This is a genomic window from Brachybacterium sp. AG952 (assembly GCF_004362645.1).
Taxonomy (GTDB): Bacteria; Actinomycetota; Actinomycetes; order Actinomycetales; family Dermabacteraceae; genus Brachybacterium; species Brachybacterium conglomeratum.
Window position 1 is genome coordinate 254508 of the sequence record NZ_SNXV01000002.1, and the last position, 12587, is coordinate 267094.

Annotated in this window: 12 protein-coding genes; 4 read left to right on the forward strand and 8 right to left on the reverse strand. The window is 72.9% G+C overall.

The genetic code is table 11. From position 1 onward, the window contains the following. Positions 1-30: 30 nt before the first annotated feature. The gene (locus DEU31_RS06620; RefSeq protein WP_133676552.1) at positions 31-693 is read right to left on the reverse strand and encodes a hypothetical protein; all 663 of its coding nucleotides are present in this window, start codon (positions 691-693) and stop codon (positions 31-33) included. Between the two features lie 207 nt (positions 694-900). Here DEU31_RS06620 and DEU31_RS06625 point away from each other — a divergent pair, with 207 nt between their 5' ends. After that, positions 901-1470, forward strand: coding sequence for a hypothetical protein (locus DEU31_RS06625; protein WP_133676553.1), 570 nt, complete (start codon positions 901-903; stop codon positions 1468-1470). Between the two features lie 109 nt (positions 1471-1579). Here the strand turns inward: DEU31_RS06625 and DEU31_RS06630 are convergent, their stop codons facing one another. The 4 genes from DEU31_RS06630 to DEU31_RS06645 form a co-directional block, all read right to left on the reverse strand. Next, the gene (locus DEU31_RS06630) at positions 1580-2164 is read right to left on the reverse strand and encodes a hypothetical protein (RefSeq protein ID WP_010551202.1); all 585 of its coding nucleotides are present in this window, start codon (positions 2162-2164) and stop codon (positions 1580-1582) included. Further along, positions 2161-2412: a hypothetical protein gene (locus DEU31_RS06635; protein ID WP_133676554.1), complete on the reverse strand. Its 252-nt coding sequence runs from the start codon at positions 2410-2412 to the stop codon at positions 2161-2163. The genes DEU31_RS06630 and DEU31_RS06635 overlap by 4 nt, the downstream gene beginning before the upstream one ends. Positions 2413-3147: 735 nt before the next feature. Then, the gene (locus DEU31_RS06640; protein ID WP_010551200.1) at positions 3148-4257 is read right to left on the reverse strand and encodes a GuaB3 family IMP dehydrogenase-related protein; all 1110 of its coding nucleotides are present in this window, start codon (positions 4255-4257) and stop codon (positions 3148-3150) included. Between the two features lie 73 nt (positions 4258-4330). Next, positions 4331-5041 carry an exonuclease domain-containing protein gene (locus tag DEU31_RS06645; RefSeq protein WP_133676555.1) on the reverse strand — a complete coding sequence of 237 codons (711 nt, stop codon included), beginning with the start codon at positions 5039-5041 and terminating at the stop codon, positions 4331-4333. Between the two features lie 121 nt (positions 5042-5162). On the opposite strand from DEU31_RS06645, the gene DEU31_RS06650 reads away from it, so the two are divergent. Next, the gene (locus DEU31_RS06650; RefSeq protein WP_053917913.1) at positions 5163-5618 is read left to right on the forward strand and encodes a VOC family protein; all 456 of its coding nucleotides are present in this window, start codon (positions 5163-5165) and stop codon (positions 5616-5618) included. Positions 5619-5693: 75 nt separating this feature from the next. Here the strand turns inward: DEU31_RS06650 and guaB are convergent, their stop codons facing one another. Then, a complete protein-coding gene (gene guaB / locus DEU31_RS06655) occupies positions 5694-7193 on the reverse strand; it encodes an IMP dehydrogenase (RefSeq protein WP_133676556.1) in 1500 nt (499 codons plus the stop codon). 202 nt (positions 7194-7395) lie between these two features. Here guaB and DEU31_RS06660 point away from each other — a divergent pair, with 202 nt between their 5' ends. After that, entirely contained in the window at positions 7396-9042 is a 1647-nt protein-coding gene (locus DEU31_RS06660) for an inorganic phosphate transporter (protein ID WP_133676557.1), read from the forward strand. 92 nt (positions 9043-9134) lie between these two features. Here DEU31_RS06660 and DEU31_RS06665 read toward each other — a convergent pair whose 3' ends face one another. Continuing rightward, entirely contained in the window at positions 9135-9905 is a 771-nt protein-coding gene (locus DEU31_RS06665) for a hypothetical protein (protein ID WP_010551195.1), read from the reverse strand. A 195-nt stretch (positions 9906-10100) separates the two neighbouring features. Here DEU31_RS06665 and DEU31_RS06670 point away from each other — a divergent pair, with 195 nt between their 5' ends. Continuing rightward, positions 10101-11510 (forward strand): hypothetical protein, encoded by a 1410-nt coding sequence (locus DEU31_RS06670; RefSeq protein WP_133676558.1) that lies wholly within the window; start codon positions 10101-10103, stop codon positions 11508-11510. Positions 11511-11544: 34 nt separating this feature from the next. Here the strand turns inward: DEU31_RS06670 and DEU31_RS06675 are convergent, their stop codons facing one another. Further along, complete coding sequence (locus DEU31_RS06675; protein WP_243733766.1) at positions 11545-12444, reverse strand: pseudouridine synthase; 900 nt, start codon at positions 12442-12444, stop codon at positions 11545-11547. Positions 12445-12587 lie beyond the last annotated feature (143 nt).

Below are 12587 nucleotides of genomic sequence, written 5' to 3' on the forward strand. Positions count from 1 at the left end.
GGCGGAGCACCGCCTCGCGCTCGCACGCGCTCAGGAGCTCGCGTCGGCGTCCGGGGCCTCGTCCTCGTCCAGCACGCTGGTCCCGCTCTCGTAGACGGAGGTCGGCGTGTAGACGCTGTAGGACGACGAGGTCGGGGTGTACAGCGAGCCGACGGCACGCTCGTCCGACGGCGCGGCCTCCGTCGACGCAGCGCCTGATGCCTCAGAATTCCTCGGCGCAGCAGTGGTCGGAGCAGCACCGGTCGGCGCAGCATCGGTCCCAGCGGCACCCGAGGCGGCGGCGCTCGTCGGCGCCGGGTCCGTCCGTGCGGCGTCGGGCGGGACGGCATCGGGAGTCACGGTCCGGGCGGCATCGGGACCGTCCGCCCCGGTCGCGCTCCGTGTCGCGGCGGCCGCGGCGAGCGCCGAGGCCGTCGCGGCGAGGCCCACGGCGCGGGCCGGTTCCTCCGGGCGCGGCGGTCGGGATCGCCCGGCCGGCCCGTCCTTCGCCGCAGCACCGGTGTCCGGCGAGTCCGTGCGAGTCCGCTGTACGCGGCGCACGGTCCGGGTCCGTGTGACGGACGAGCGGGGCTCCCGGCGAGCGGTCCCGATCCAGGAGTCGTCGCCGGGCTCCTCGTCCTTCGCGTTCAGGTGCTTGATGGCCGCGGCGAAGACCCCGACGACCACCAGCATCAGGACGAAGAATCCCTCCATCGTCGCTCCCCCTCGTCCGTCCACCACCGTCGGTCCGCATCGCTGCGGAGCAGGCCCAGTGTGCCAGGCGCCGCCGCCGCGCGACAGGGCTCACTCGCACGATGGCGCTCTCGTCGAGCGCGACGAGCCGCCCCGGTCGGAGGGCGCCGGTCAGCCGCTTCGCTGAATATCCTGTGCTTCGCATCCATGCGTCCTGAGGGGGAACCGATGACCTATCCGCCTGCCTACGGCCCTGCCCACAGCTACGACCCGGCCCCGCGCCGTCGCCGTCGTGGGGTGAAGCGCACTGTCTTCGGCGCGCTCGGGCTCGTCGCCAACGCCGTCGGGCTCGTCGTGATGCCGATCGTCGCAGCGCTCATCGGCAGTGCGATGGTCATCGCCGGGAACACCGAGATGACGCCGCTGGACCCCTCCGGGGACACCTTCCAGGCCTCCTCCTGGTCGATGTACACGATCGCCGCGCCTGCGGACGACCACGGCACGACGAGCTGCGAGATCGAGGGCGCGGACATCTCCGTCTCGCCGTCGGAGGCCCAGGACGTCTCAGTGGGGAGCGTGGACGGCGAGCCCTATTACGACCTCTACGACGTGCAGGTCTACGGCGATCAGGAGGTGAGCGTGACCTGCACGGGCGCCGAGGCCATCGCCCTCTGGGACGCGGGGATGGGAGGCATCCTGGTGAGCCTCGGGATCGGCGTGCTCCTGCCCGTGGTGCTCGGCCTCATCGCGCTGGTGATGACGATCTGGGGGATCATCGCGCTGGTGCGCTCCGCCTGAGCTCCTGCGCCGAGGAGCCTGCAGCTCGAGATCTCGCAGGGATCCCGACGCGAGGAGCTCGCGTCGCGCAACGGCGCGGCAGGCCGTCGCAGGTGTGCCTCCTCGCCGCTCAGCCGAGGGGGTCCGTGGCGCGTCGCTGCGCGGCCTCGAGGCAGGCGACGGCCCAGCCCTGATGGTCGTGGACGAACTCGTCGCGCCAGGTGATGTGGAGCGCCTCCGCCATCTCCCAGCGGTGCTGCGCGCCGAGCTCGCGGAATGTCCCGCCGGGGATCCGCAGACGCTCCCGCTCCCTGTCGGCCTCCCCGTCGTGCACCGCACCCGGGAGATCCCTCGCGGAGGCGATGCGCTCGGAGCCCTCGGACCGCCCCGCTCCCTCGCCGTCACGGGCGCGGGAGCGAGCACGCCCCTTCCTGCTCCGCGTCGCCTCCGTCGCGTCCGCGCGGCGGGGCCGACGCAGCAGGAGCAGGGGCACCTGGACCACGAGCCCCAGGGCGAGGGTGAGCGGGATCAGACCGGAGCCGAGGTCGACCACCCAGCGGATCGAGAACCCCAGCAGGCCCGGCCGCAGCGCCCAGTGGTCCTGGGAGGTGAGGATCCACAGCGCGAGGAAGAACGCGGCCGCGAACAGGTAGTAGGAGCGCCGCAGCTTCGCCTCGAGGCGCTTGTCCTCCTCGGTCATCTCCTCGTCGCTCATCGCCCCTCCTCCCGGTCGCCGTCATCATCGGAGAGGTCGTCCGACGCGTCCTCACCACCCTGTCCGGAGCTGTACAGGGTGGTGGGGGTGTAGACCGAGCCGATGTCGCCGGGGCTCCGCAGCGCGTGATCGGATGCTGCCGGATCCGAGGAGACCGTCGCCTCCCCGCCGACAGGGGCGGACGCCTCGGGATCGGAAGGCACCGCGTCGGAGCGCTCGACGGGCGCGGACTCCCCCACCTCGGTCACCGTCGCTGCCGTCGCCGTCGCGGCCGCCGCCGCGGTCCCCGCCGCCCGGCGGACCTTCGTCGGCCCGTCCCGGCGTGCGCGCAGGATCTCGAGGAAGCCCCGCGCCCCGCCCTCGGTCTCGTAGCGGGTGTGCCAGGGCAGTCCGGCCTCGTCCGCGAGGCCTCGCAGCTCGGCGATCCCGAGCTCGAGCCCTCCCCCGGCGCAGCACCGGCCGCGCCGATGCTGCCGTCGTCGGAGAAGACGAGGGAGCCGAGCCGGTCACGGTCTCGCATCCCGGTGCGCGGCCTCCGGCCCCGGGCACCGCCGTCACGCGCGCGGCCCGTCCGGGAGTCCGTCGTGCCGGGGCGCGTCGCCCGGGTGTCGTCCGCGCGCGAATCGTCCTGCAGACGCCCGGCACCGGCGGCATCGTCGTGCCGGGGCCGTCGGCCGAGCGCGACGGCGGCGGGCAGCACGGCCATGATCAGCACGAGCACCACGATCAGCAGCGGCACGAAGTCGTACCTCGCCCAGGAGGCGAGCCGATGGAGCATGTCGAGGCCGGAGGCCTGCGCGCCGCTGCTCATCAGGGAGGCGAGGAACCGGTGCAGGTACCAGCCCGGTGCCTCGTAGTCCGCACCGTGGAACGGCCCGTACAGCAGCAGCATCACGACGGCGACGCCGAGGAGCCCGAGGCAGAGCACGATGAGCGGCCGGCGACCCCTCCTCGCCGCGGGAGCTGTCATCCCCGTCGTCGTCTCAGACGGTGGTGACGACCTCGACCCGCTGGAACTCCTTGAGGTCGAGATAGCCGGTGGTCGCCATCGCGTGGCGCAGCGCGCCGACGAGGTTGGTGGTGCCGTCGGCGGAGATCGACGGGCCGAAGAGGATCTGCTCGAGCGGGGCGACGGTCCCCACGGGGACGCGGTGGCCGCGGGTGAGCGTGGGGTGGTGCGCCTCGCTGCCCCAATGGTGGCCGCGACCGGGCGCCTCCTCGGCGCGGGCCAGGGCCGCACCGACCATCAGGCCGTCGGCGCCGCAGGCGATCGCCTTGACCAGGTCGCCGCTGCGGCCCAGGCCGCCATCGGCGATGACGTGCACGTAGCGGCCGCCGGACTCGTCCATGTAGTCGCGTCGGGCGGCGGCGACGTCGGCGACGGCGCTGGCGAGCGGGACCTGGATGCCGAGGGTCTCGCGGGTGGTCTGCGAGGCGCCGCCGCCGAAGCCGACGAGCACGCCCGCGGCGCCGGTGCGCATCAGGTGCAGGGCCGCGGTGTAGGTCGCGCAGCCGCCGACGATGACGGGGACGTCGAGCTCGTAGATGAACCGCTTGAGGTTCAGCGGCTCACGGCCGGTGGAGACGTGCTCGGCGGAGACGGTGGTGCCGCGGATGAAGAAGAGGTCCACGCCCGCGTCGACGACCGTCTTCCAGTGCTCCTGGGTGCGCTGCGGGGAGAGGGAGCCGGCCGCGGTCACGCCCGCGTCGCGCAGCTGCTGGATGCGGTCGCGGATCAGCTCGGGCTTGATCGGCTCCTCGTAGACTCTGCGCATCACCTCGACCACGCCCTCCTCGGAGGCGGCGGCGATCCGATCGAACTGCGCGGAGGGGTCCTCGTAGCGGGTCCACAGCCCCTCGAGATCCAGCACGCCGAGTCCGCCGTGCTCGCCGAGCGCGATCGCGGTCTCGGGGGACATCAGGGAGTCCATCGGGGCGGCGAAGATCGGGATGTCGAAGTGGTAGGCGTCCACCTGCCAGGCGGTGGAGACGTCCTCCGGGTCCCGGGTGCGTCGGGAGGGGACCACCGCCACGTCGTCGAAGCTGTAGCTGCGGCGTCCCCGCTTGTTGCGGCCGATCTCGATCTCGCTCATCACACCGGGGAGTCTACCGATCCCGGGGACCGCGGCGGGCCGGCCGTCGGGGTGGGACGCCGCCCCCGGATCGTCACAGCGGCCAGGCGGTGTTCACGTCCGGGGTCCTGCCCTTCTTCGTGAGCCACTCGTTCATGCCCTCGGCCCAGCGCCCATGCCAGCCCACCTGCTCGCGGTGGAGCTCCGCGAGGGGGGAGGAGGCGACCTGCGGGTACTTCGCGGCGATCGCGCGGACCACGTCCAGGGTGGCGGAGACGTCGACGTCGGCGGTGTGGAGGCGGCCGTCCTGCTCGAGGCCGTAGTGGGCGAGGACGTCGGTGAGGGTGCGCTTGCCCTTGCGGTAGCGGTCCACGCCGCGGTCGATGACGAGCCCGTCGATCACGGGCGCGATGTCGTGGCCGAGCCGCTGGACGAGCGTGGGCAGGCCCAGGCGGGTCAGCTCGTTCTCGAGGATCGCCAGGTCGAAGCCGATGTTGAAGGCGACCAGCGGCACGTCCTTCCCGAGCGCCTCGACGATCATGCCCGCGACCTCGTCGAGCGCCTCGGCGGGCTGCATGCCGTGCTCGCGGGCGTGCTCGGTGCTGATCCCGTGCACGCGCTGGGCGGGCTCGGGGATCTCCACCCCCGGGTCGATCAGCCAGGTCGCGACGGTCTCGTTCTCGCGGCCGGGGCCGACGGAGTGCACGAGCGCGACCGTGACGATCCGGTCCCGCTCGACGTTCGTGCCGGTGGTCTCGGTGTCGAAGCCCAGCAGCGGGGCGTCGATCCAGGAGGGGGTGCTCATGCCCTCAAGACTAGAGCCCGGCGCCCGTGGTCCGTCCCGCACGGCGAGCGCTGTGGACGTGAGGGCCGTGGGGAGGAATGATCACGGGGCACGCCCCGCTTCCCGACCTCGAGGAGACCCGATGACCGCTCCCGCCCTGTACCTGCACCTGCCCGGCACCGCCGCCGAGGCGCTCGAGTTCTACCAGGGGGTCTTCGGCGGGGAGACCTCGACCGCGACCTATGCCGAGTTCGGTCGGACCGACGGCCCCGGCTCCGCGGTCGCCCACGGCACGCTGAGCGGTGCGGTGGACCTGTACGTCTCCGACGCGGGCGAGCACGACGAGCCGTTCTCCGCCCGCGGGCTCATGGTCGCGCTGCTCGGCGCGGCCGAGCCCACCACGCTGCGCACCTGGTTCGCGGCGCTCGCCGAGGGAGGCGACGTGGTCGACCCGCTGCAGCGGCGCGACTGGGGCGCTTCCGACGGCCAGGTCCGCGACCGCTACGGGGTGCTGTGGCTGATCGGCTACGAGCACGGCACGGACCCGACGGCCGACGCCACCAGCACGCAGGGGGACACCACCATCACGCAGGAGTGACCGGGCCGTCGGCCGACGGAGCGCAGCACCGCCGGGTGCCCGATGACGTCGGCGCGACGAGCCCGGCGGCCTCGCTCAGCGCGAGGAGTAGTTCGGGGCCTCCATGATCGCGGCCATGTCGTGGGGGTGGGACTCCTTGAGCCCCGCCGCGGTGATGCGCACGAACTTCCCGCGCTCCTTCAGCTCCGGAACGGTGTTCGCGCCGACGTAGAACATCGACTGGTGCAGCCCGCCGATGAGCTGGTGGACGACGGAGCCGAGCTGCCCCTTGTAGGAGACGCGGCCCTCGATGCCCTCGGGGACGATCTTGTCGTCGCTGGGGACGTCGGCCTGGAAGTAGCGGTCCTTGGAGAAGGACTTCTTGCCGCGCGAGGACATCGCGCCGAGCGAGCCCATGCCGCGGTAGGCCTTGTACTGCTTGCCGCCGACGAGCACGACCTCGCCCGGGGACTCCTCGGTGCCGGCCAGCAGGGAGCCGACCATGACGGTGTCGGCGCCGGCGACGAGCGCCTTGGCGATGTCGCCGGAGTACTGCAGGCCGCCGTCGCCGATCAGCGGCACGCCCGCGGGGCCGCAGGCCTTGGCGGCCTCGTGGATCGCGGTGACCTGCGGGACGCCGACGCCGGCGACCACGCGGGTGGTGCAGATGGAGCCGGGGCCCACGCCGACCTTGACAGCGTCGGCACCTGCGTCGACGAGCGCCTGTGCGCCCTCGCGGGTGGCGACGTTGCCGCCGATGATCTGGACGTCGGCGAAGCAGGGGTCGTTCTTCAGGGTGCGGATCATCTCCAGCGCCAGGCGGGCGTGGCCGTTGGCGGTGTCGACGACGAGCACGTCGGCGCCGGCGTCGCGCAGCTGGCCGGCGCGCTCGAGGGAATCGCCGAAGAAGCCGACGCCCGCGCCCACGAGGAGGCGGCCCTGGCTGTCCTTGGAGGCGTCGGGGAACTGCTCGGACTTCACGAAGTCCTTCACGGTGATCAGCCCGGTCAGGCGGCCCTCGGCGTCGATCAGCGGGAGGCGCTCGCGCTTGTTTCTGCGCAGCAGGGCGGTGGCCTGCTCGGGGGTGACGTCCTCCGGGGCGGTGAACAGCTCGGTGGTCATCACGTCGGCGACGCGGGTGGTGGACCACTCGGCGACGGGGATGAAGCGCAGGTCGCGGTTGGTGCAGATGCCCAGCAGGCGCTGGCCCTGGTCGACGACGGGGAGGCCGGAGACCCGGAACTGGCCGCACAGGGCGTCGAAGTCCTCAAGGGTCGCCTCGGGGCCGATCGTGACGGGGTTCGTGATGCGGCCGGTCTGGGTGCGCTTGACGAGGTCGACCTGGTGGGCCTGGTCCTCGATGGAGAGGTTGCGGTGGAGGATGCCGATGCCGCCGTGGCGGGCCATCGCGATCGCCATCCGCGACTCGGTCACGGTGTCCATCGCGGCGCTGGCAAGGGGGAGCTTGAGGGTGATCTCCCTGGTGAGCCGGGAGGAGGTGTCCGCTTCGGAGGGGATCACGTCGGTCTCCCCGGGAAGCAGCAGGACGTCGTCGTAGGTCAGGCCGATGAAACCGAAGGGATCCGCGCTCGTCATGCAGAAATGCTACGTCCCGGAGAACCGGGGCGGGCAGGCCGTCCGACGTGGGAACGGCCACGTCCGCGACCCGGCCCCACCCCGGGAGTTCACCCCGATGTCACCACGAGGACACTTCTGGGCCTAGAGTGGCCGCGGCGCGCGAGGGCCGTCCGGCTCCCGCGCCCCTCCCCCCGCCCCTCCTCACCCCGGGAACGCGACGATGGCACGCACCTCCGCCCAGGACTCGACCGACGCCCCAGTGACCCAGGGCTTCCTCGGTCCCGACCGCAACTGGCACGTCGGTGCCGGGCTGATGACCCTCGCGACCGTGGTCGCGTTCACGATCTGGGCCTTCACCCACACCGGCACCGACGTCAACGCCTTCCTGCTGATCCTCGCGATCGCGTTCGGGCTGTTCATGGCGTTCAACATCGGCGGCAACGACGTCGCGAACTCCTTCGGCACGAGCGTCGGCGCCGGCACCCTGACCATGAAGCAGGCCCTCGTCGTCGCGGCGGTCTTCGAGGTCTCCGGCGCCGTGCTCGCCGGCGGCTCCGTCACCGAGACCGTGCGCAGCGGCATCGTGGACCTCGGCGGGATGGCGATCGACCCGCTCGCCTTCGCGCTGATCATGATGTCGGCCCTGCTGGGCGCCGCGGTGTGGCTGCTGCTGGCGACCAGGATGGGCTGGCCGGTCTCCACCACGCACGCGATCATCGGCGGCATCGTCGGCGCGGCGGTGACCACGGGCCTGGTCACGGGCACCGGCGGCTTCGCCATGGTGCAGTGGGGCGAGATCGGGAAGATCGCCGTGTCCTGGATCCTCTCCCCGCTGCTGGGCGGCATCGCCTCCTTCCTCCTGTTCGGGGCGATCAAGCGCCGGATCCTCGCCCCCGCCGCTCGCGCGATCGCGCTCGGGTCCCGCGGCTACGACGACGCGGAGGACGACGATGACGACGATGAGGAAGACGACGCGGACGAGTCGTGGCAGCGTCACGTGCCCGCCTCCGAGCGCATGACCGAGCTGCAGCAGTCCGCCTTCGCCGAGTCCGCGGCGCTGGACCTCACCCCGGGCGGCCCCGGCGCCGAGCTCATCGAGGCCTCCGCGAACCTCACCAAGAAGGAGCGCAAGGCGGCCCGCAAGGTGGAGCGCAAGGCCGCCTACCACGCCCTGGAGAAGCGGGTCCCGCCGCTGGCCGCCGGCGCCGCGATGCTGCTGGCCGCGATGCTGGTGTTCAAGGGCCTGGACAACGTGGGGCTGAACATCTCCGTCGGCGGCGGCGTGCTGATGCTGGTCATGCTCGCGCTCGGGGTGTGGATGGCGACGACGATCTTCGCGCGCGCCCTGAAGAAGCAGTCGATCTCGCGCGCCACCTTCATCATGTTCAGCTGGATGCAGGTGTTCACCGCCTGCGCCTTCGCCTTCTCCCATGGCGCCAACGACATCGCCAACGCGATCGGCCCCTTCGTGGCGGTCCTCGACGTGCTGAAGACCGGGCAGATCGGCGCAGAGGCCGCGGTGCCCACCGCCGCCCTGATCGCCTTCGGCATCGCGCTGGTCTCGGGGCTGTGGTTCGTGGGCCGCAAGGTGATCCACACCGTCGGCACCGGCCTGACCGCGATGCACCCCTCCTCCGGCTTCGCCGCGGAGCTGGCGGCGGCGACGATCGTGCTCCTCGCCTCGGTGCTGGGCCTGCCCGTCTCCTCCACGCACATCCTGATCGGCGCGGTGCTCGGCGTCGGCATCGTCAACCACGCCGCGAACTGGCGGCTCATGCGGCCGATCTTCCTCGCCTGGATCATCACCCTGCCCGCCGCCGCGGGCATCGGCGCGGCGGTCGTGCTGGTGCTGCGTGCGATGTTCTGAGCCCCCGGCTCCCGCGACGCACGGCTCCACAGCCCGCCGTCGCATACGCGCCCCGGCCGCCTCCGCAAGGAGGCCGCCGGGGTGCGGCCGTCTCAGGGGCGCGGATCGCCGTCCCGGGGCCCCTCCCGCCCGCCGAGCACCCGGCGCACCCGGTCGAACTCGGCCTGGAAGGCGTCCTCGTCGTGCGCGTACTCCTCCCGCCAGGGCATGCCGAGGCGGGCGGCGAGCTCACGATGCGCCGCCTCGACGCGGCCGCGCCGCTCCTCGCGCACGAGCACCTCGCGCGGCGGCGCCGGACGGAATCCCGCCGCGGCCTGCAGGACGCGCAGCCCGTCGAAGGAGGCGGCGTCCCAGCCGATCTCCGGCACGACCCACTGCCGCACCTCCTGCTGCTCCGGCGCGCGCACGCCGATCAGCCCGAGGCTGCCGCGCACCGCCTCCCCCACCGCGTACTCGACCTCGCCGAGCGCGGCCCGGTCACGGGTGCGCAGCCCCTTGCGCAGGCGCAGAGTGCGCGCCTGCTCGTCCAGGAGCACGACGGTGCGGGTCAGCAGCAGCGGCACCAGCGCCCACAGCGCGAACAGGGCCCAGAGGGCGAGGGCGCCCAGCAGCAGCTGGGTCCAGGCCGGGGTGAGCAGCTGCTCGAGCAGCCCGTCGTGCCCGTCCCGGAGCCGGGAGATCCGCCACTGCTGGAATCCCGCGCCGGCGAAGGGGCTCAGCAGCAGGGAGACCAGCGGCAGCCCGATCAGCGCGCCGGGCAGGTAGCGGCCGCGGACCGAGGGGCCGACGAGCACCTCGCCGGTGCGGGTGCGCCGCGGGGCGGGGACGGTCGCGGCGGGGTCCGCGGGCGGGGTCGTGCTCACGATGACCAGCGTACGGTCCCGCAGAGCGCACCCGGTCCGCCCCCGCTCGGCCCTCATGCGCCGTCCCCTGGCTGTACCCGTCTTGCCGCGGTTGTGGACAGCCATCACCGGCCGATGTGTTCTGGGCTACTGTCTTCACAGCGAGCGCGCCGGGCGGGAGGGGCCCGTGGCGAGCGCGCCGAGGGGGAATGCCGTATGAGCGCACGCGCGCGCACCGCCCGTGGTCGGACCGCTGTGATCGGGGCGCTGGCCGCAGTGCTCGTGGTCTCGGGATGCTCCGGACCGACCTCCGACTGGCGGTTCCAGGGCAAGCCGCTGCACGAGGTCGAGGAGTCGCTCGCGACGATGACCGAGACCTGGCGCTCCGCGATGACCTCCGAGGGCGTCGAGGTGGCGATCCCCGAGGATGCGGGCTGCTATCTCCAGGTCGCCGACGACGAGCTGGTGGGCGAGGAGCTCCTCTGCGGCCCGATGGCCTTCATGGGGGCGGAGGCCACCCAGTGGGTGGTCGCACCGCTCTCGGCGATGCAGACCAAGGACGACTCCGTGCGACTGGTGCTCGACGAGGAGCCTGCCTGGGACCTCGGCACCGCGAACCCGAACTCGGTCCCGGTCGATGCCGAGGGCACCGAGGCGGATCTGGAGCAGCAGGTCGAGCCGCCGTCGGCTCCGCCCGCGGAGATGGGGCAGGCGATCCCGCTCGAGATCGAGGAGATCGAAGCCGCTGAGGAGCCGTACGAGCTGGTCACGGTCGATGCGACGTACTCGATCACGACCCTCGGGGTGGTGCCCCAGGTCGGGCCGGCCACCGACCCCGTCGGCGCACCCGAGGGCGGTTCCCTGATCACGGTGGGCGTCTCCCGCCAGGGTCACCAGGGCGTGCCCACCTCGCCCACCAGCAAGGCGGTGCTGACAGTCGGCGGCGAGGAGATCGACGTGCCGGAGGAGACCAGCGCGATCGCGGTCGAGGGAGACGGCTCCGACGCCGTGATCGCCGTGGACTACGACGGCAACACCCAGGAGTACGAGCTCGCGACCGGCGAGCTCGTCGGCGGCAGGCCGTTCTCCGCCCGACAGTTCGAGCCGGTCAACGCACCTGAGCGCGAGCTGATCGGCGACGAGAGCAAGGGCGAGTCGGCCTCGTACAGGTTCCGCCTCGACGGCGGCACCACCTCCTGGAGCGAGAGCGAGGGGTGGGCGGCCGACGGCAAGGACCGCATGTTCATGGACCTCTCCTTCGAGTCCGACATCCAGTTCGCGAACGACGGCGACACCGTCCCCTACCACGACAAGACGTATTCGCTGGCCTCGCTCTCGGTGACGGCCGATGGCGAGGAGGTCGCGGTGGACCCCAAGAGCATTGACCTCGCCCCGCGCGCCGACGGCGACTTCGAGAACCTCGGGACGGTCGCGAGCCTTGCGCTCGACGTCCCTGCCGATGCGGAGGAGATCACGATCGCGGCGACCGTCGACGTGAAGGCCGTGCCGGTGCAGGACGAGATCACGAACTACATGCGCGAACACACCGACGGGGAGCCGGAGAGCATCTCGAAGACCCTCGAGCTGACCGAGGTCACTCTCAAGCCCCAGGGCGCGAACAGCTGATCAGCACGGCGCTCTCGTCGGTCCGCACTCCTCCTCACTCGAGGGCGGCGAGCCGACGCCCGCTGCGGAACTCCCTCGCCTGCCCGGTCACCGGATCGGTGAAGGCGAGCGAGCGGGCCAGCAGCCGGAGCGGCCCGGCCGGCTCCGGGCAGGGCTCGGGGTAGAGGTCCTCGCCGGCGATCGGGGCGCCGCGGGAGGAGAGCTGGAGGCGCAGCTGATGGGTGCGTCCGGTGCGGGGGCGCAGCCCCAGCAGCAGCGCGCGGCTCTCCGCAGAGCCGGCCCCCGAAGGCCCGTCCTCCGTCGTGCCGGCCTCTCCGGTGCCGTCCGCTCCCGGGCCGCGTGCGGTGAGCACCTCGAGCTCGGTGTGCGCGTTCGGCGCGCCGGGCACGATCCTCGCGGTGAGCTCCCCACGGCGCTTCTCCATCCGGTCCGCGAGCTCGGCGCGCTCCCCGACGGTCCGCGGCAGCGTGCACCCGGGCCCGGGCAGGACGAGCGCCGCGTAGCGCTTGTCGACCTCTCGCCTCGCGAAGAGCTGCTGATAGGCGCTGCGCTCCTCGGGACGCACCCCGAAGGCGAGCACCCCGGCGGTGCGACGGTCCAGGCGGTGCAGCGGCACCAGCTGCTCGATCCCCGTGTCGCGGCGCAGGCGGACCAGGGCGCTGGCGAGCACATGGGCCCCGCGTGGCATGGTCGCCACGTCATGGGGCTTGTCGATCACCAGAAGGTGCTCGTCGCGGAAGAGGATCGGCAGCGGCTCGGCCGGCACCTCCTCCGGGCGCAGCTCGCGGTGGAACCACAGCTCGTCGCCGGCGCCGACGGCATCGTCGGCCGCCCACGCGCGCCCGCGGGCGTCGACCACCTCCCCGGCGGCGAAGCGCTCGGCCAGCGGCGTGGCGGCCGGGTCCGCAAGGGCGGGGAAACGTGCGAGGAGCATCGAGGCCGCCGGTCCGACGGGAGCGTCCCTCGGCACGAGCCAGCGCACCGCGTCCAGACCGTCCCGCTGCGGCAGCGGGGGCGGGAGCCGGCGGGCGCGGCGGCGGGCGGCGCGGCCGGGCCCGCGCCCCTCCCCCGGCCCGC

Excerpts from the sequence above, each read along its gene's own strand:
- DEU31_RS06670 (WP_133676558.1), top strand. The coding sequence starts at position 10,101 with ATGAGCGCACGCGCGCGCACCGCCCGTGGTCGGACCGCTGTGATCGGG.
- DEU31_RS06630 (WP_010551202.1), bottom strand. The coding sequence starts at position 2,164 with ATGAGCGACGAGGAGATGACCGAGGAGGACAAGCGCCTCGAGGCGAAG.
- DEU31_RS06620 (WP_133676552.1), bottom strand. The coding sequence starts at position 693 with ATGGAGGGATTCTTCGTCCTGATGCTGGTGGTCGTCGGGGTCTTCGCC.
- DEU31_RS06660 (WP_133676557.1), top strand. The coding sequence starts at position 7,396 with ATGGCACGCACCTCCGCCCAGGACTCGACCGACGCCCCAGTGACCCAG.
- DEU31_RS06675 (WP_243733766.1), bottom strand. The coding sequence starts at position 12,444 with ATGCTCCTCGCACGTTTCCCCGCCCTTGCGGACCCGGCCGCCACGCCG.
- DEU31_RS06640 (WP_010551200.1), bottom strand. The coding sequence starts at position 4,257 with ATGAGCGAGATCGAGATCGGCCGCAACAAGCGGGGACGCCGCAGCTAC.
- guaB (WP_133676556.1), bottom strand. The coding sequence starts at position 7,193 with ATGACGAGCGCGGATCCCTTCGGTTTCATCGGCCTGACCTACGACGAC.
- DEU31_RS06645 (WP_133676555.1), bottom strand. The coding sequence starts at position 5,041 with ATGAGCACCCCCTCCTGGATCGACGCCCCGCTGCTGGGCTTCGACACC.
- DEU31_RS06625 (WP_133676553.1), top strand. The coding sequence starts at position 901 with ATGACCTATCCGCCTGCCTACGGCCCTGCCCACAGCTACGACCCGGCC.
- DEU31_RS06650 (WP_053917913.1), top strand. The coding sequence starts at position 5,163 with ATGACCGCTCCCGCCCTGTACCTGCACCTGCCCGGCACCGCCGCCGAG.